This is a genomic window from Blautia ammoniilytica (assembly GCF_025566965.1).
Lineage (GTDB): Bacteria > Bacillota > Clostridia > Lachnospirales > Lachnospiraceae > Blautia_A > Blautia_A ammoniilytica.
This window is the reverse complement of the sequence record NZ_JAOQJL010000020.1, coordinates 20,253-37,976: the sequence shown is the minus strand read 5'-3', so window position 1 is coordinate 37,976 and position 17,724 is coordinate 20,253. Positions and strand designations below refer to the sequence as shown.

15 protein-coding genes are annotated in these 17,724 nt (G+C 45.1%); all 15 read right to left on the bottom strand.

Translation table 11 applies throughout. From position 1 onward, the window contains the following. Nucleotides 1–11: 11 nt before the first annotated feature. The gene (locus tag OCV61_RS10960) at nt 12–1,127 is read right to left on the bottom strand and encodes an FtsW/RodA/SpoVE family cell cycle protein (protein WP_158421850.1); all 1,116 of its coding nucleotides are present in this window, start codon (nt 1,125–1,127) and stop codon (nt 12–14) included. A gap of 25 nt (nt 1,128–1,152) precedes the next feature. After that, nucleotides 1,153–2,508 carry a UDP-N-acetylmuramoyl-L-alanine--D-glutamate ligase gene (murD, locus tag OCV61_RS10955; RefSeq protein WP_158421849.1) on the bottom strand — a complete coding sequence of 452 codons (1,356 nt, stop codon included), beginning with the start codon at nt 2,506–2,508 and terminating at the stop codon, nt 1,153–1,155. 13 nt (nt 2,509–2,521) lie between these two features. Continuing rightward, nucleotides 2,522–3,478, bottom strand: coding sequence for a phospho-N-acetylmuramoyl-pentapeptide-transferase (mraY, locus tag OCV61_RS10950; RefSeq protein ID WP_158421848.1), 957 nt, complete (start codon nt 3,476–3,478; stop codon nt 2,522–2,524). Nucleotides 3,479–3,538: 60 nt separating this feature from the next. Continuing rightward, nucleotides 3,539–5,281 carry a peptidoglycan D,D-transpeptidase FtsI family protein gene (locus tag OCV61_RS10945; RefSeq protein ID WP_262582813.1) on the bottom strand — a complete coding sequence of 581 codons (1,743 nt, stop codon included), beginning with the start codon at nt 5,279–5,281 and terminating at the stop codon, nt 3,539–3,541. A 117-nt stretch (nt 5,282–5,398) separates the two neighbouring features. After that, entirely contained in the window at nt 5,399–7,507 is a 2,109-nt protein-coding gene (locus OCV61_RS10940) for a peptidoglycan D,D-transpeptidase FtsI family protein (RefSeq protein WP_262582826.1), read from the bottom strand. Nucleotides 7,508–7,729: 222 nt separating this feature from the next. Then, nucleotides 7,730–8,281, bottom strand: coding sequence for an FtsB/FtsL family cell division protein (locus tag OCV61_RS10935; protein WP_158421846.1), 552 nt, complete (start codon nt 8,279–8,281; stop codon nt 7,730–7,732). Nucleotides 8,282–8,309: 28 nt separating this feature from the next. Next, entirely contained in the window at nt 8,310–9,248 is a 939-nt protein-coding gene (gene rsmH, locus OCV61_RS10930; protein WP_158421845.1) for a 16S rRNA (cytosine(1402)-N(4))-methyltransferase RsmH, read from the bottom strand. A 35-nt stretch (nt 9,249–9,283) separates the two neighbouring features. Next, the gene (gene mraZ, locus OCV61_RS10925) at nt 9,284–9,715 is read right to left on the bottom strand and encodes a division/cell wall cluster transcriptional repressor MraZ (RefSeq protein ID WP_158421844.1); all 432 of its coding nucleotides are present in this window, start codon (nt 9,713–9,715) and stop codon (nt 9,284–9,286) included. 302 nt (nt 9,716–10,017) lie between these two features. Next, a complete protein-coding gene (lgt, locus tag OCV61_RS10920) occupies nt 10,018–11,091 on the bottom strand; it encodes a prolipoprotein diacylglyceryl transferase (protein ID WP_262582812.1) in 1,074 nt (357 codons plus the stop codon). 17 nt (nt 11,092–11,108) lie between these two features. Beyond that, on the bottom strand, nt 11,109–12,206 hold the full coding sequence (gene ychF, locus OCV61_RS10915; RefSeq protein ID WP_158421842.1) for a redox-regulated ATPase YchF: 1,098 nt from the start codon (nt 12,204–12,206) through the stop codon (nt 11,109–11,111). Between the two features lie 208 nt (nt 12,207–12,414). Beyond that, nucleotides 12,415–13,119 carry a thiamine diphosphokinase gene (locus tag OCV61_RS10910; protein WP_158421841.1) on the bottom strand — a complete coding sequence of 235 codons (705 nt, stop codon included), beginning with the start codon at nt 13,117–13,119 and terminating at the stop codon, nt 12,415–12,417. Between the two features lie 8 nt (nt 13,120–13,127). Continuing rightward, nucleotides 13,128–13,799: a ribulose-phosphate 3-epimerase gene (gene rpe, locus OCV61_RS10905; protein ID WP_158421840.1), complete on the bottom strand. Its 672-nt coding sequence runs from the start codon at nt 13,797–13,799 to the stop codon at nt 13,128–13,130. A 76-nt stretch (nt 13,800–13,875) separates the two neighbouring features. Next, nucleotides 13,876–14,754 carry a ribosome small subunit-dependent GTPase A gene (gene rsgA / locus OCV61_RS10900; protein ID WP_158421839.1) on the bottom strand — a complete coding sequence of 293 codons (879 nt, stop codon included), beginning with the start codon at nt 14,752–14,754 and terminating at the stop codon, nt 13,876–13,878. Between the two features lie 3 nt (nt 14,755–14,757). Continuing rightward, the gene (gene pknB / locus OCV61_RS10895; RefSeq protein WP_158421838.1) at nt 14,758–16,983 is read right to left on the bottom strand and encodes a Stk1 family PASTA domain-containing Ser/Thr kinase; all 2,226 of its coding nucleotides are present in this window, start codon (nt 16,981–16,983) and stop codon (nt 14,758–14,760) included. Then, entirely contained in the window at nt 16,977–17,723 is a 747-nt protein-coding gene (locus tag OCV61_RS10890) for a Stp1/IreP family PP2C-type Ser/Thr phosphatase (protein ID WP_158421837.1), read from the bottom strand. Before OCV61_RS10890 ends, pknB begins: the two co-directional genes overlap by 7 nt. Nucleotide 17,724: the final 1 nt, after the last annotated feature.

Below are 17,724 nucleotides of genomic sequence, written 5' to 3'. Positions count from 1 at the left end.
TAAAGAGCCTCTTACCCTTTAGTATATGTAAAGAAATGCTGTTTGTGACTGCTCACGCTAAGAGCCAGCCCCATTTCTCCCATCAGAAAAACCACAGAGGTTCCTCCATAGCTGACAAAGGGCAGTGTAATGCCTGTGTTTGGAATGGTATTTGTTACTACAGCAATATTCAGGATCACCTGAATAGCCATATGGGCCATGATCCCGGTGCAGATCAAAGTTCCTGCCAGATCCGTACACCGAGTGGCGATCACACATAGTCTCCAGATCAGCAGTCCGAAAATCAAAATCAATATCAATGCCCCGGTAAGCCCCAGTTCTTCGCAAATAATAGAAAAAATCATATCATTCTGGGCTTCCGGCACAAATCCCAGTTTTTGTATACTGCTTCCCAGCCCTCTACCAAACAGTCCTCCGCTTCCAATAGCATACAGCCCCTGAATAGTCTGAAAACCTTTTTCGTATTTTTCCGGATCCCGCCAGATAGCCAGACGTTCCAGCCGATAGCTTTCTGCTGCCAGAAACAACACGGCAACTGCCACGCCTGCAGCACCTATACCAAGAAAGCAGGCATATCTGGAGTTTGACGCAAAAATCAGCGCCACTCCGATCCCAAGGATAATAATAGCTGTGCTCAGATTATTGGAGCCCACAAGTCCTATCACCGGAAGAAGTGATACAAGGGTCCGTCCCATAAACCACAAACCAGAAGTGCTGCTTTTGGTTTGCTGGATCTGCCAAACCAAAAAAAGGATCACTGCCACTTTTGCAAATTCTGAAGGCTGAAAAGACAATGGTCCCAGATTCAGCCACCGCTTGGAACCATTGATCTCTTGCCCCACCACCAGCACTGCTGCTGACAGACCTAAGGAAGCTGCATAGGCTGCCGGTGCCAGGCGGATAAAAAAGTGATAATCCATTCCTGCAACCAGATACATAGCCAGAAACCCCAGGGACATAGCAAATAACTGTTTCTTAAAATAATAGGCAGAGTCGCCGAAACGTACTCTGCCATTATATTCACTGGTTGAGAAAAGCATGGTCACTCCAAAGACCGCAAGGATCAGCACCAGCGTAAGTAAAATCCTGTCTGCTTCTGAATAGCCCTGTTTCTTTCCTGATGCCATAAAATCTCCCGGATCATTCTTTTATTTAAAGATATGAAACAAGCTCCTTAAATATGTCACCTCTCTGCTCATAATTATCAAACTGCCCCCAGCTTGCACAGGCAGGTGAAAGAAGCACTGCATCACCTGGCTCTGCCTTTTGCGCACATACCTGAACTGCTTCCTTCAGGTCTTCACACAGGATGATCTGATGGAAACCATTCTTCTTTGCAGCCTCTTTGATCTTCTCCTTTGTCTGTCCGATCAGCACCAGGTACTTCACTTTACCATCAAATGCCTGGATCCATTCGTCATAAGTAGAGCCTTTATCATAGCCGCCGCCGATCAGCAATGTAGGACGGTTCATAGCCTTGATCCCACGAATGGCAGCGTCCGGATTGGTTCCCTTGGAATCATTATAATATGCAACACCGTTTTTCTCAGTCACATATTCGATCCTGTGGGGAACTGCAGTAAACTCACACACACTCTTACGGATACTGTCCATATCTACGCCGTCATACCATGCCATGGCAACTGCTGCCATTACATTTTCAAAATTATGCTGTCCCAGAAGCTTCAGGTCTCCTGTCTTCACAACCGGGATCTCTTCTTTGTCTGTACGAAGTGTGATCATATCCCCATCCAGGTAGATACCCTTTGGAAGCTTTCTCACACTGGAGAAATAAACCACCTCCGGTACAATGTTTTCGCCAAACTTACGAAGGACCGGATCCTCATAATTCAGTACACATACATCCTTTGGTCCCTGATTCTTAGTGATCAGTTCCTTCACCCGGATATATTCTTCCATAGTGTGATGACGGTTCAGATGATCCTCAGTAATATTCAGGATCGCACTTACATGTGGGGCAAAATCCTGGATCGTCTCCAGCTGAAAGCTGCTGATCTCAGCTACAGTAATGCTTTCTTCCTTCATATTTGGTGCTTTTGATGTATAAGGTGTACCAATATTTCCAACAACAAAAACAGAAGGACGGGCATCTGCCATGATCTTGCCAAGAAGTGCGGTGGTAGTGGTCTTGCCATTCGTACCAGTAATTGCAAGAACCTGCCCTTTTCCTGTCTGGTACGCCAGTTCTACCTCGCCCCATACTGGCAGTCCCTGCGCATAAAAGCTTTTTACAAGGGGAAGGTCAGTAGGAACACCAGGACTAAGTACAGCCAGATCCAGACTCTTTTGTACTTCACCTGGCAGCTCTCCTGCATACACCTGCACTGGTGTATCTGTTCCGATTTTATGTACGATCTCTTCTTTGTCAATATCTGCTTTTCCGTCAAAAATAACTGGGAGAGCACCTGCTTTTACAAGAAGCTGTGCAGCTCCTATCCCGCTTTTTCCTGTACCGAAAACGAAAACTTTTTTTCCTTTTAAATCCACGACTTTCTCCTCCTTAAAGCGCCAGCAGTCCGATCAGGCACATAATTGCCGTAATAATTGAAAAAACTGCTACAACTCTTGTCTCAGACCATCCGCCAAGTTCAAAATGATGGTGGATCGGGGTCATCCTGAAGATTCTCTTCCCATGAGTTGCCTTAAAATAAGTAACCTGGATCATAACTGAAAGAACCTCTACCAGATAGATCAGGCCTACGATCAGAATAAACAAAGGCATCTGCATCATGTAAGCACAGCCTGCCACAAATCCGCCCAGTGCAAGGGAACCTGTATCTCCCATAAACACCTTCGCAGGATACACATTGTAAAGCAGAAATCCCATCAGACCACCCACTACCGCACAGGTAAAAGGCTCGATCCCGGACTTCAGCCCAATGGAAACCACAGTAAAAAACACTGCAACGATCAGTGTAACGCTGGAAGCCAGACCGTCAACACCGTCTGTAAAATTCACCCCGTTTACAGTACCGATCACAGCAAAGAACAGAAGTGGCACTGCCAGCCAGCCCAAATCCAGATAATGTCCGCTCCAGAACGGGATCCGCATAGTCAGTGAAATATCTGTATAATTTAAAATATAGAAGGTAAAAATCCCTGTAACAACCACCTGTAAAATCAGCTTCTGCCATGCCAGAAGTCCATCTGACCTGCGTAGCACAACCTTCAGATAATCGTCCAGAAATCCGATCAGTCCAAAGCCTAATGTAAGAAAAAGCACAGGAATGATCTTGGGATAATCCTTTACATAAAACAGAGCCGTGATCACTGTGGATACAAGAAACATCACGCCTCCCATGGTAGGTGTCCCTGCCTTCTTCAGATGGGACTGTACGCCTTCTACTCTTTCTGTCTGTCCCATTTTCAGCTTTTTAAGAAAAGGAATCACAACAGGGCCTAATAATGCACTGATTCCAAAGGAAATCAGCACGGGAATCACAACTTGAAAATCCATTTCACACCTCTTATTTCTTTCGTCTTTTTTAAAACATCTTATAGTATACGGCTTTTTCACCTATTTATCAAGACTGTAGCTGCATTCTATACCCAGATAGGGCAGAACATTCTCGAAAATCCGTCGGATCACAGGTGCGGCTATGGTGCCTCCGTAATACATTCCCTGGGGATTGTGAATAATACAAAGTCCCAGAACAATGGGCTCTTCTGCTGGTGCAAAGCCAAGAAAAGAAGAAATATATCGGTTAGCACTTCTGGGAAGAGTCTGTGAGGTAGCTGTTTTCCCTCCGATAGAATAGCCCTCAATCTTTGCATTTTTTCCGGAGCCTTCTGATACCACCTTTTCCAGAATGTTCCGTACCCGCCTGGAGGTTGCTTCTGACAGGATCCCCTGCTCCACCGGATAAGAAAGCTCTTTGATATTTCTCCCATCCGGACTTTGTACTGCCACTGCAAAATGAGGAGTCACCCTTTTCCCACCGTTGATGATCCCGCTTACCGTTGCTGCCAACTGGATGGGCGTGATCTGAAAAGACTGTCCAAAGGACACGGTAGCCAGTTCCACATTTCCCATTTTGTTTTTCTGATGCATGATGGTTCCTGCTTCACCAGGCAGATCGATCCCTGTTTTTTTCAAAAGACCAAACTGTTTGAAATATTTGTAATAATTATCCACTCCCAGCCGCAGGCCAACTTCAATAAAAACCGGGTTACAGGAATTTTCAGCTCCCTGAACAAAATTCTGTGAGCCATGCCCTCTACGGTTGGCACAGTGGATCCTTCGGTCATCTACCAGCTTATATCCTGGGCAATAAAAGGAATCTTCTTCTGTAACCACTCCTTCCTCCAGTCCGGCTGCCATTGTAATGATCTTAAAGGTAGAACCAGGTTCATAGGTATCATTCAGGCATGGATTTCTCCACATCTGGTTCAACAGATCCTGCTTTTCCTGCTGGCTAAGGTCAGATGTATCCTGTTCCGTATTCAGTTCAAATGGTTGGTTCAAATCAAATTCCGGCACATTTACACAGGCATAGATTTCACCGTTCTGAGGATTCATCAAAAGGATGGATACTCTGTCCGCCTGTTTTTCCTCCATCACCTTCTGTGCCGCCTGCTGCACATATTCCTGGATACTGGCATCCAGACTGATCCGAAGATCCTGCCCTGCCACCGGTTCCTTTCTTTTTTCTCCCTTATCTGTAAGTTCCACTCCCCTGGCATCTGTAACCGTCAGGATTTTTCCGTTTTCTCCCCTTAATACATCCTCATATTTTACTTCCAGCCCGATGATTCCCTGATTGTCCCCACCTGTAAAGCCAAGCACTTTGGAAGCCAGATCTCCATAGGGATACCACCGTTTGTAATCCTCATCCACCTTCACTCCCTCCAGCTGACACTCACGGATCTGATCCCCTGTTTCCTTGTCAACATTTGTACGGATCCTTTCTATAGAAGAAACCTTTTCCACTTGTTTCCGCACCTGAACAGGATCCATGGAAAGCTTTTCTGCCAGTACCCGGATCACCTTTTCCGGTTCTTTGATCTGACTGTGGATCACAGAAATGGTACACACTGTCCGGTTATCTGCCAGTACCTTTCCAGCTGCATCCAGAATTTTTCCCCTTTCTGCCTTAATATCCCGCTCCCTTTCATGAAGATCCTCTGCTTTCCTGTAATAATGATCTGACAAAAAGCCCATCAGACACACCAAACGTACCATCAGTCCAAGCAACAGAATACTGCAGATGGCAAGGACCAGCCACACTTTTTTCCTGTGAAAGGTCAGACTTTTTTTCACAAATATCCTTTCCGGGCTTTCTCTGTTCTATTGTAACCGCTATATCCGCACATAGAAAAGCCCTGCCAGAACTGTCATATTAATATATGAACCGTCCTGGCAGGGTTATCACTTTTCTTATTCCAGACCAGCCTCTTCGTTGGTCAGTCCTTCGCTTTCCATATCATTGTCCTGTGCAGTCTTAGAATCTCCGTCCAGAGGAGCCGGAATGCTTGTATCCGATACAGCTTCCTGCAAGCCACTGCCATCACCTGCTCCATCAAGATTATCTGACTTAATATATTCTCCATTCTCATCAATCTGATAGCTTCCATCTGCATTGAGAAGATAACCATTTTCATCAATACGGTTGCCATCCCAATCGATCAGATTGCCATTGCCGTCCACCAGATTGCCATTTTCATCCAGAGAACTTTCCGTATTATTTGAAAGATATCCCTGAAAGCCTTCCCACAGTTCTGTAACCGGCGTTTCTCCATCAGAAGCCTCGTCCGGTGCTACATTCAGATAAGGAAGCAGCTCGGAAAGGATTCCCTGTGCAATATACTGTGCATAGGTACTGGTTGCCTGATCCTCTGCGTTTGGCTCATCCACAACCACGTAGATCACAACAGCAGGATCATCTACAGGGGCAAATCCAATAAAGGAAACCAGATATTTCTTATTTCCACGGGGAAACTTCTCTGCTGTACCTGTCTTACCACCGGAACTGTAGCCCTGAACCCTTGATGTCTGACTGGTACCACGAAGCACACTCTGATGCATATAACTGCGGATATCTGTGGAAATATTAGAGGAAATGGTCTGTTTCATCAGAACCGGATTCACGGTTTTTACCACACTTCCATTGCTGTCCTTGATCTTAGTCACAAGATGAGGCTGATAATAATATCCACCATTCACAACGGAGCACATAGCATTGATCTCCTGAAGCATGGTACAGGTAAATCCTTGTCCGAATGCAGAGCAGGCAAGCTCTGTCTCGCCCATCGTATCTGTAGTATGGATAATACCTGTTCCTTCGTTTGGCAGGTCAATGCCTGTCCTGGAGCCAAAATTAAATACACTTTGTGCTTTGATAAACTGCTCACTGCCCATAGTTGCAGCGATCTGCATCATACCGTCATTACAGGAGTTTGCAATAACATCTGCCAGTGTCTCTGTACCGTGGGCATTCGGCCATACCGCACACTTAATAAAAGTATCTGTACCAAAGGCCTGGCCTCCATCACATACAAAAGTATCCGAAGTACTGATCTTACCTTTTTCCAGTGCTGAAGCCATAACTATAGGCTTTACAACAGAACCGGGCTCATAAGCATCTGTTACACAGAAATTACTCCACATGGCATTTAATGCCTCTACTGTCTCTTCATCATTCATTCCTTTGATCTCGTCCTTGGTATAAAGCTGGGAAAGATCTCTGGGTTCGTTCAGATCATACCGGTCTCCACCGTCCATGGCAATGATCTCTCCGTTGGAAGGATCTTCCACGATCACGCCTACATTCTTTGCTCCCATCCGTTCATTGAAAGCATTCACATATTTTTCCACGATCTGCTGTGCTCCCATGTCCAGACTAAGCTCCAAGCTGTTACCATTGGTAGGCTCAATAATGGTCTGTTCCACATCGGAGCTGCTATTGAAATAGCCATACTGACGGCCGTCTACCCCATTCAGGGTACTGTTATAGTAGCCCTCGATGCCGCTGTCTGCCACATCCCTTTCCAGGGTAAATCCAATGGTATCGCAGGCAGATTCATTGTATGGGTAAATTCTCAGATAGTCCTCTTCAAACCATACGCCCTGTACATTATTTTTTTCCTGGATCTGCTCTTTCGTAAGGTCACTGTCCTCAGGAATGGATTTATAGTCCTCAAAAGCCTTTTTATCATCCATGGAAATCTGCTTCTTGATGATCTGATACTGACTGTTCTTGGTACTTTCCGCCGTAAGACGGGTACGGATCTCTCCCTCTTCAATCCCAAGCACGCTGGTCAGTGCACGAACGGTGGGCTCCACATAATCCTCATTTTCATTTACTGCCTTGCAATCCAGGATCACATTGTAAACCTTATTGCTGGTAGCCAGGATATTCCCGTTCCGGTCGTAGATGTCTCCTCGCCGTGCAGGCATCACCCTGCTTTCATATTTTTGCTGTGCCTGGCTTAGTACCTGTTTTTTGTATTTGTTCCCGCTTGTTGCATTAATGTATGTGATTCTCATTGCCAATGCAAAAAAAGCTCCTATCACTATTGCAAACAGTAATATCAGCTTCTTCCGCATAACATAATTAATTTTTTTCTCTGGCCTTTTTTTCCTTCTTTTGTCCATGCTGCTCAATAGATCACCTGCCTTGCTTTCTAATCAGTTGGATACCAGTACAGTGAATATTAAGTAACCACCATATTGACTTGTCTTAATTTTCACTGTACTAGGAAGCGCCTGTTAAGGCACATCCTGATATTGCCGTACATAGCTTCCCCCCTCAACACTATAAGTCATCACCTGATCATCAGACGGATTTTTCATTCCAAGTCGTCCGATGGCAATCTTCTTGATCTTATCCAGGTCTACATTGGAAGTAACCTCACTGTAGTAAGCATCATTATCCTCTTTCAACTGAGCCAGTTCTGATTCCAGAGATGCCACCTGACTGATCTTCCTTGTATAATCTGACTTCAGTCTCAGATAATTGATACAGCAAAACAGGACTGCTGTGGATACAACCGCAATGAAAACAACAAACTTCCGGTTCATGCTCATTGCTTTTGCCCTGTTCTTCTTTGCCTCTTTACTAAGTGTACGCTGCCTTTCCTGAGTTCGGGGGCTTGCTGCCACTTTGGCAGGCTGCCTTGCAGGACGCTGTGCCGGAGGATAATATCTCCGCTCTGGCACTTCCTGAAGCTTGCGTGCTGCACTTCCGTCTATATATACCCCTCTGGGATTTCTGGCGCTATTCATATTTCTTCTTGCTGTAGTAGGTCTGTTTGCCGCCATTTTATTTCCCCTCTAACTTACTGTCTGACTAACTTCTGCTTCGCTCAAAAATCCGCAGCTTTGCACTTTTGGAACGTGGATTCTCTTCCATCTCTTCCTCACTTGGAAGAATAGGCTTTCTTGTGATCACTTGTCCCTTTGATTTTTTTCCACATACACATACCGGGAAATCCGGTGGACATGTACATGGATTTTCATTCTTTCTGAATATGGTCTTAACGATCCTGTCTTCCAGAGAATGGAAGGTGATAATGCAGATCCTTCCTCCATCATTCAGAAGATCGATCATACCATCCAGAGAATCTCTCAATACATCCAGTTCTTTATTCAGTTCTATACGAATCGCCTGGAAAGTACGCTTGGCAGGATGACCTCCTGTTGCCTGTATCTTCATGGGAATCGCTCCGCGGATAATCTCCGTCAGTTCCCCAGTTGTGGCGATAGGCTTCTTTTCCCTTGCTGCCACAATATGCTTTGCAATATTCTTTGCAAATTTATCTTCCCCGTAGTCTCTGATGATACGGTAAAGTTCTTTTTCTTCATAACCGTTGACGATGTCTGATGCGGTCTGGCTCTGCCTCTGATCCATTCTCATGTCCAGTGGAGCATCTACCCTGTAGGTAAATCCTCGCTCTTCATTGTCCAGCTGATAAGAGGATACTCCAAGATCCAGCAGGATTCCGTCTACCCCGTAAATTCCCCGGGCAGAAAGTTCCTGTCCCATGTAACAATAATTGCTGCGAATGATTGTCGCCTGTTTGTAGGCGCCCAGCCTTTCACTCGCAGCAATTATTGCATCTTGGTCTTGATCTATACCAATAAATCTCCCCTTGGCAGAAAGTTTTTCACATACCCTGCAGGCATGTCCCGCACCTCCTAAAGTCCCATCCACATAGGTTCCATCAGGCTTTACCCTTAAGCCGTCAACAGCCTCTTCCAGTAATACAGATTTGTGTTTGAATTCCATTTCCGTCTCCTGTTGGATTTGTCCTTAGAACTGCCTTATATAACGATTCCCATTTCCTGCATGCCTTCTGCAATGCTGTCCATGTCGTCATAATTGCAGTTTTCATTCCATTTTTCTTTGCTCCAGACTTCGATCCTGTTAAGATTTCCAGTCAGAACCACATCTTTATCCAGACCAGCAAACTCCCTTAAGGTCTGTGGTACAAGGATTCTCCCCTGCTTGTCCAGCTCACATGTGGTGGCTCCTGCCACAAAGAATCTTGAAAAGGTTCTTGCGTTCTTGTTCGTAAGTGGTAATGCTCTGAGTTTTGTTTCAAAGGCTTCCCATTCATCCATAGGATATATAGAAAGACAACCATCCAGTCCCTTGGTCAGAACAAACTCTTCCCCTAAGAGTTCTCTGAACTTAGAAGGGATAATCAGCCGCCCCTTCGCATCGATTGTGTGGTTGTATTCTCCCATGAACATATTTACTCACCTACTCTCGGGAAATACGAGTCTCCCCTTCGTATTTCCGGGATGCGGATGGAACTGTCTGCCACAATGCCCCCATTCGCCTCCACTATTCTCCACTTTCTACCACTTATGGGTTTATTCTAAACCATTTAGATGAAAAACGCAAGTAGGAATCCTTATTTTTTAGCTGGACCACCTGTAAAATATTTCCATGCAACAGAAAAAAAGTGGGTACTCTCCACATTCCTGTGAACAGTTACCCACTTTATGATCATTCTATTTCTTCAGCCAGCATGGCTGCATTCATGAACCTGTCAAGCTTCCGGCTCATTTCCAGATTCTTCAGCAGATCCTGACGGCACCGGATCTGTCTGTCCAGCTTCTTTTGCAGCTTCTGCATCCGGATTTTCAGGATTCTCTTTCGTATGCGTCTCAGATAAGAGGTCATCCGCTTCCAGGGAATCATGTCCTTCTGCTTCCCGGGCAGCTTTTTCTTCTGCTTCATAATCTTCCTCTCTTCTACGTTTTTTTACTTTTGCACGTTTTTTCGCCATTGTCCTGCGTACCATTCCCATGATCCCACATAATACAAACAGTATCACAGAGATCACCATGGAAACAGAAATACCTGTCCCTGGCATCACCAGCTTGTCTGTACGGATCCACTCCAGCAGAAATCTCCCCAGTCCGTAACCTGTAAGATATCTAAGAAAAATCTCCCCCTGGAAGCTTTTTCTCCTCTTCCACACAAGGAGAAGAAGGAACAACACCAGGCACCATGCGCTTTCGTAAAAAAAAGCAGGATGTACCTGAACAAAGGAAACTCCGTTTACAGTCACAAGATTTTCCCGCATAGCCGCACTGACCTGGCTGCTTCGTACTGAAGATAAAGGAAGCTGCATGGCAAGAACCGAATTGGTATATTCCCCAAAGGATTCCCTGTTAAAAAAATCTCCCCATCTTCCTATTATCTGTGCCACTACCAGTCCCATACAGGCAGTATCTGCCATTTTCATAAAGGAGAGCCTGCGTATTCCACAGTAAATAGCAGCCCCCAGCATGCCGCCTAACAAACCGCCGTAAAAAGCCATTCCTCCATTCCGGATATTAAAGATCTCCAGAATATTGTCTTTATAAAGATCCCAGGAAAATCCCACATAAAAAAGCCGGGCACCTATCAGGCCAAAGATCACAGCTGTGATCATCATTCCAACGTAAGCATCCTGATTTTCATTTCTGCGTTTTGCTTCAAGAACAATAAAAGCAAGTCCTGCAAGCATCCCCAATGCAAGGAGCATCCCTCCGAAGGTGATCTCAAAGCCGAATATCCGTACAGATCTGCCCACATATCCAAGTTCCACCCCAAGATTAGGAAAACGAATCATCATATCCATATATCACCGTTTTATACGTTGAACCTGAATAAGATCACATCTCCATCCTGCACAACGTAATCCTTTCCTTCCATGCGAACCAGGCCCTTTTCTCTGGCTCCTGCGTAAGATCCACAGTCCAGAAGATCCTGATAATTTACTACCTCTGCTTTAATAAATCCTCTTTCAAAATCAGAATGGATCTTTCCTGCTGCCTGAGGTGCCTTTGTACCGATCTTAATTGTCCATGCACGTGTTTCATCCTCTCCGGATGTAAGGAAACTCATCAGGCCAAGGAGATGATAGCTTGCACGGACAAGCTTCTCAAGTCCTGATTCTTTCAGCCCCAGATCTTCCAGGAACATTTTCTTCTCATCATCATCCAGTTCAGAAATCTCTTCCTCGATCTGTGCACAGATCACAAATACTCCACTGTTCTGTTCTTTTGCGTATTCACGCACCTCTGCCACATATTTATTGGACTCACCGTCATCTGCCAGATCATCCTCAGCCACGTTAGCAGCATAAATCACAGGCTTCCATGTAAGAAGGTTGTATGTACCCATCCATCCCTCTTCATCCTCATTGTCCAGCTCCATAGTGATGGCCATCTTGCCATCTTCCAGATGCTTCTTGATCTTCTGAAGGAAATCCAGTTCCTTAGCTGCTTCTTTATCCATACGTGCAGTCTTTGTAACCTTTGCGATCCTGCGCTCCAGGATCTCCAGATCAGAGAAGATCAGCTCCAGGTTGATGGTCTCAATGTCACGAAGCGGATCAATACTTCCATCTACGTGGATCACATTAGAGTCTTCAAAGCAGCGTACCACATGTACAATGGCATCTACTTCACGGATATTGGCAAGGAACTGGTTGCCAAGTCCCTCTCCTTTGGATGCTCCTTTTACAAGGCCTGCTATATCCACAAATTCGATCACTGCCGGTGTTACCTTCTTGGAATGATAAAAATCTCCTAAAAGCTTCAGTCTTTCATCCGGCACTGTTACAACTCCCACATTGGGGTCAATGGTGCAGAATGGGTAGTTAGCTGATTCTGCCCCTGCTTTTGTCAGGGAATTAAACAATGTACTTTTGCCTACATTGGGCAGGCCTACGATTCCTAATTTCATTTCTATGTATATCTCCTTTGAGTGTATTGATTTACAGTATTTTCAGATATCTTGTGTATATTCTTCTTTTGTTATAATCATGCTCATTTTCATGCAAAAGAGCTCTGACACGTATTGGATTATAACACACCAGAACTCTTTTGTATACCTTTATCCGATTTTGAGTCTACACGGTATTCACCTGCAAACCGCCACATTTAGCCCCAATTCAGTCTCTTGTCATTAACATCAGCAAATTGCCCCCGGAAAAGGTGATCCTAGCCTCCTGCTCCTTAATCTCATTGCTAACAGTAAGCCCGCTTTGGGCGAACCGCAGATGATGATCATGCAGCGGATATTTAAAGCCTTCCAGGGTAAGTCCGGTCACATCTCCTCCTACAGAGAAAAAAGATACATACTTCCCATACTGCCGGTCTTTGTGAAGAACTGTGCCATTATCCACAAGGGTGATAAAGTTATTCACGTCTGCTAGCCGGATATTCACACCCCGTTCTTTGCCTGACAAAAGCAGTCCCAGATTGGCCATCACATGATCCAGCCTGGTGCCTGTCCCTCCAAGGATCAGAATGTCCTTTGCTCCCTGAGAAATAGCCAGATTCACAGCTGACTGTGTATCAGAATCATCTTTTTCAGGCTTTAACCTGCTGATAGAAGTCTGTGGCAGTTTTTCCATGTATATCTTTCCCTCCGAGGAAAGGCTGTCAAAATCTCCCACTATCAGATCTGGCGTTATGCCTGCTGTTATGAAAAATTCCAGGCCTTTATCTGCTGCGATCAGCTGCAAAGCTTTACTATGGGAAGTGCTTGTCTGTGTTGATGTTTTTCTGTTTGTTTCTTTTTTCAGTTTTTTTAAAAAATCGAGGGCAAAATCAACCTGGATATTGCCCCCGCTCACTACTACTGTATCAATCATATGCTTCCTTATTCCAGTGTATCTGCTATTTCATGGATCTTATTCTGGATATTTCTTACATTCTTTGCAATATCATCCTTGAACACCCAGGAGCCTGCCACAAAAAGATTGGCTCCGGCCTTCATTACAGTTACAAGGGTATCCTCATTGATCCCGCCGTCTACCTGAATATCCACATCCAGCCCCTCATGGTCGATCAGTTCCCTAAGCTCCTGGATCTTCTCTGTACACTCATCTATATACTTTTGTCCCCCAAAGCCTGGCTGAACAGTCATAACAAGTACCATGTCAACATCCTCAAGCATATGGCTGATATCATTTACCGGAGTAGCCGGTTTGATAGATATGCCTGCCTTTACGCCTGCATCATGGATCAATTCAATGGTACGTTCCAAATCCTCACATGCCTCCGCATGCACAGTAATGGAATCAGCACCACAGTCTACAAAATCCTGAATATAACGACCAGGCTCTGTAACCATCAGATGCACATCAAAGAACATACCGGATTCCTTGCGGATAGATTTGATCACCGGCATTCCAAAGGAAATACTTGGCACAAAATCGCCGTCCATAACATCAATATGAAGCCATTTTACTCCCTCGTTTTCCAAGATTTTAATCTGTTCGCCCAGGCGGTTAAAATCCGCAGATAAAATAGACGGACACAACTGATACATAGTTTTAATAATCCTCCTTATATTCCGCTTAATATTTATATTTCATTTAGTATTTACGCTTATTTTTATATTTCATTTAATATTTACGTTTGTCTTTTAATTCCTGATATAATACCAAATAATCCTCATATCGCAGCTTGCTGATTTTATGATCCTCCAATGCCTGCTTCACCTGGCAGTCCGGCTCATGGATATGTCGGCATCCCTGAAAACGGCATTGCTGTGCATACCTGGTAAATTCCGGAAAATAATCCTTCAGCTGATCTTCTTCCATATCAGTCAGGTATAAAGAAGAAAATCCAGGTGTATCCACCAGGAAGGTATCCTTTCCTACAGGAATCACCTGGGAATGTCGGGTAGTATGACGTCCCCGTTTCAGCTTACGGCTAATCTCGCCAGTCTCCATACAAATCTCATCCTGAAGCCTGTTCGTCAGTGAAGACTTTCCAACTCCTGACGGCCCGGCCACAACAGTGGTCTTATCCTGCAGTACCTTACGGATCTGATCTACTCCGATACCATCTTTGATACTGGCAGGAATCACCTGATATCCACAATCCTCATAAATTCTGCACAGTCTTTGCTGTTCTTCTGGTTCTGCAAGATCTCCTTTGTTAAAACAGATCACAGAAGGAACATCCTGCTGCTCCATCATGATCAGAAATCTGTCAAGAAGAAGAAAATTGGGCTTAGGGCTTTCCATGGCAAATATCACCATTGCCTGATCCACATTGGCTACCGCCGGACGTATCAGCGAATTCTTCCTTGGAAGAATCGCTGTTATATTTCCGTTCTTTTCCTTAGGATCCAGAATGCTGATTTGTACATCATCCCCTACCAAAGGCTTCTGGTTATCTTTACGGAAAATTCCTTTAGCCTTGCACTCATAGGTTTCTCCGTCTTCTGCATAAATATAGTAAAAGCCTGCAATTCCTTTTATGATCTTTCCCTGCATGGATTATTCAGCCTTTTCAAAAGTGATGGGATAATGTCCCAGTTCCTGATAGCTTCCGTCCACTTCCTCGGACAGATAAAGCGTACCTTCACTCACACCAGGTGCACCTGTAATATCCAGCTGATATGGGAAAGTGATCTTCTGCCCCTCTACGATCACGGAAGCAGTAGGCACTCCTCCTACCTCCTGTACAAGTTCCAGACGGACAGAGCCGCCATTATAACCGGTAGGAGTATTCAGTCTCTGTGTACATTTCCATACTTCCCCTGCAGCTGCCGCCTGGCTGGCTGTATCATTGTTTGATGATGCAGTATCTGATGTACTGTTATCTGCAGAAGCTACACTGTCTGTAGATGTATCTGCCTGTGCGCCGGGTTCCTGGTCACCTGTACTGATGGTAATAGTCATTGGCTGATCCGGATCTGCTGCCTCACCGCCAACCGGATCCTGTGAAATAACTTCCCCGGCTGCCACATCTGTGCTCTTCTGCTCATTTATTGTAATATCGATAAACTTACCAAGAGTTGTAAGTGCATCATTCTTCTGCATGCCCACTACATACGGAACTTCTGCACTGTCACCAAAATCCAGTCCACGGCTCACATACAATGTCACACTGTCACCGGACTTAGCATCTGTGCCGGAAGAAGGCTCTGTATACATGGAATATCCAGGATCTACCTGAGGATAGCTTCCTGTGTCATCTGCTTCACTGTATACCTTCTGTACCTGCACTACCAGTCCCAGATCCTCTAGCTGCTGCTGTGCATCAATCCCTGTAGTACCGGATACATCCGGGATACTTACATCCTGTGTACCCTTGCTGATATAATATTTAATCGTTGTATTCTGGTCTACCATTGTTCCAGGATCAAGATCCTGTGAAGAGATCCGTCCCTTTTCCTGTGTAGATGCTTCTTCTCCCATAGATTGAAGGCCAAGATGCAGATCAGAAACAAGAGTCTTCGCCTCATCTTCTGTCTTGCCTTTCAGATCCGGAACTGCTACCTGCCCCTCATCTGCCGGTGCTTCCGTAACCTGTGCTTCCTGCTGTTGGTCTGTATTGTCGCTGCCGCCAATAAGCCCTGCTGCACGGCCAATGAAAATGATCAGAACTACAAGAAGGGCTGCGCCAAAAATCAGTGCCAGGATCGTAATGATCAGTCCGCTGTTTCTCTGTTTCTTCGTTCTTCGTGCCCTTTCGCGCTCCCGCTCCCTTTCTCTCTCCCGCTCTCTGCGGCTTACCGGTTCATCCGGCTCATCATAATCTGTTTCATTGATCTCTTTTTCCAGTTCTTCAATATCTGTCTTCTGCTTTGGTGTATGCTTGATCTCACCAAGCTCTTTGTCAGAAATCACAACGGTTTTGGCATCATTATCCACAGATGTAAGCTTCACAAAGTCCCCCTGTGGATCGATCAGGGAATGCTTCAGGTCTGCGATCACATCTTCCATTTTCTGGTAACGGCGGTCTACACTCTTCTGTGTGCATTTGAAGATGATCTGCTCTAGACTGTAGGGAAGATCCGGTGTATATACACTGGGTGGAACCATTTCCTCCTGAAGATGCTTGATAGCAATGGCAACTGTAGTGTCCCCGTCAAAAGGAACCCTGCCTGTAACCATTTCATACAAGGTAATACCAAGTGAATAAATATCACTTTTCTCATCACTGTATCCACCACGTACCTGCTCAGGAGAGCTGTAATGTACAGACCCCATCACATTGGAACTGATGGTATTGGAGGATGCAGCCCGTGCAATACCGAAATCCGTAACCTTTACCTTTCCATCTGTGGAAATCATAATATTCTGAGGCTTAACATCCCTGTGTACAACACCATGACTGTGTGCTGCCTCCAGTCCCATGGATACCTGAATAGCAATACTGGTAGCTTCCTTTACGGAAAGCTTGCCTTTCTTGGAAATATACTCTTTCAGAGTGATTCCCTCGATCAGTTCCATGACAATATAATATATCCCATCATCTTCCCCAACATCAAATACATTTACAATGTTAGGATGTGTAAGCCCTGCTGCTGCCTGAGCTTCACTTCTGAACTTTTTAACAAAGGTTGCATCTTCACGGAATTCCGGTTTCAGGACCTTCACTCCCACATAGCGGTTCAGCTTATGATCCTTTGCCTTATAGACATCCGCCATTCCGCCGGTACCGATTTTTCCTACTATCTCATAGCGTTCTGCTATAATCATACCTGTCTTTAACATGTTTCCACCTCATTCGTGAATGGTTCTATCAATATAACTGCAATATTATCCTTGCCGCCATTCTGGTTTGCTTCCCGTATCAGTGTATCCCCTTTCCAGGTAATATCCTTATCCGGGTTTGTTATAATCTCTTCCATCTTACGATCTTCAACCATATTGCTCAGACCATCGGAACACATCAGGATCGTGTTCCCCGGCTCCAGCTTCAGGTCAAAAAAATCAACATCTACAGTCTTTTCTGCACCAAGCGCCCTTGTGATAATATTCTTATCCGGATGGTTGCGTGCCTCTTCTGCATTGATCTCTCCAAGCCTTACCATCTCCTGTACAAGGGAATGGTCTCTTGTCACCTGACGAATCTGTCCCTGTACAACGTAAAGTCTGCTGTCTCCTACATTTGCCACATAAGCATAATTCCCTACAATGGTGGCAACTACCATGGTAGTCCCCATCCCACGAAGTCCTTCATCTCTCTGCGCCTGATCAATAATTTCTGTATTGGCAGCTTCAATCGCATGACGGATCACCTTAATGGGATTAAAATCCGCATCTGCCTGAATCTGGGACACCAGAGTCTGTACTGCATGTGCAGATGCATAATCTCCTGCATTGTGTCCGCCCATGCCATCGGCAACAGCAAAAAGATTAGGGAGATTTCCGACCGGCTCCTGGGAAACAAACACATAGTCCTGGTTCATCTTCCGCTTCTGCCCAACATCAGTCGCTGAATATATCCTCATT

Coding starts and splice junctions, on each gene's coding strand:
- OCV61_RS10960 (WP_158421850.1), bottom strand. CDS start 1,127: ATGGCATCAGGAAAGAAACAGGGCTATTCAGAAGCAGACAGGATTTTA.
- mraY (WP_158421848.1), bottom strand. CDS start 3,478: ATGGATTTTCAAGTTGTGATTCCCGTGCTGATTTCCTTTGGAATCAGT.
- OCV61_RS10940 (WP_262582826.1), bottom strand. CDS start 7,507: ATGAGAATCACATACATTAATGCAACAAGCGGGAACAAATACAAAAAA.
- OCV61_RS10935 (WP_158421846.1), bottom strand. CDS start 8,281: ATGGCGGCAAACAGACCTACTACAGCAAGAAGAAATATGAATAGCGCC.
- rsmH (WP_158421845.1), bottom strand. CDS start 9,248: ATGGAATTCAAACACAAATCTGTATTACTGGAAGAGGCTGTTGACGGC.
- mraZ (WP_158421844.1), bottom strand. CDS start 9,715: ATGTTCATGGGAGAATACAACCACACAATCGATGCGAAGGGGCGGCTG.
- lgt (WP_262582812.1), bottom strand. CDS start 11,091: ATGATGATTCGTTTTCCTAATCTTGGGGTGGAACTTGGATATGTGGGC.
- ychF (WP_158421842.1), bottom strand. CDS start 12,206: ATGAAATTAGGAATCGTAGGCCTGCCCAATGTAGGCAAAAGTACATTG.
- OCV61_RS10910 (WP_158421841.1), bottom strand. CDS start 13,119: ATGATTGATACAGTAGTAGTGAGCGGGGGCAATATCCAGGTTGATTTT.
- rpe (WP_158421840.1), bottom strand. CDS start 13,799: ATGTATCAGTTGTGTCCGTCTATTTTATCTGCGGATTTTAACCGCCTG.
- rsgA (WP_158421839.1), bottom strand. CDS start 14,754: ATGCAGGGAAAGATCATAAAAGGAATTGCAGGCTTTTACTATATTTAT.
- pknB (WP_158421838.1), bottom strand. CDS start 16,983: ATGTTAAAGACAGGTATGATTATAGCAGAACGCTATGAGATAGTAGGA.
- OCV61_RS10890 (WP_158421837.1), bottom strand. CDS start 17,723: ATGAGGATATATTCAGCGACTGATGTTGGGCAGAAGCGGAAGATGAAC.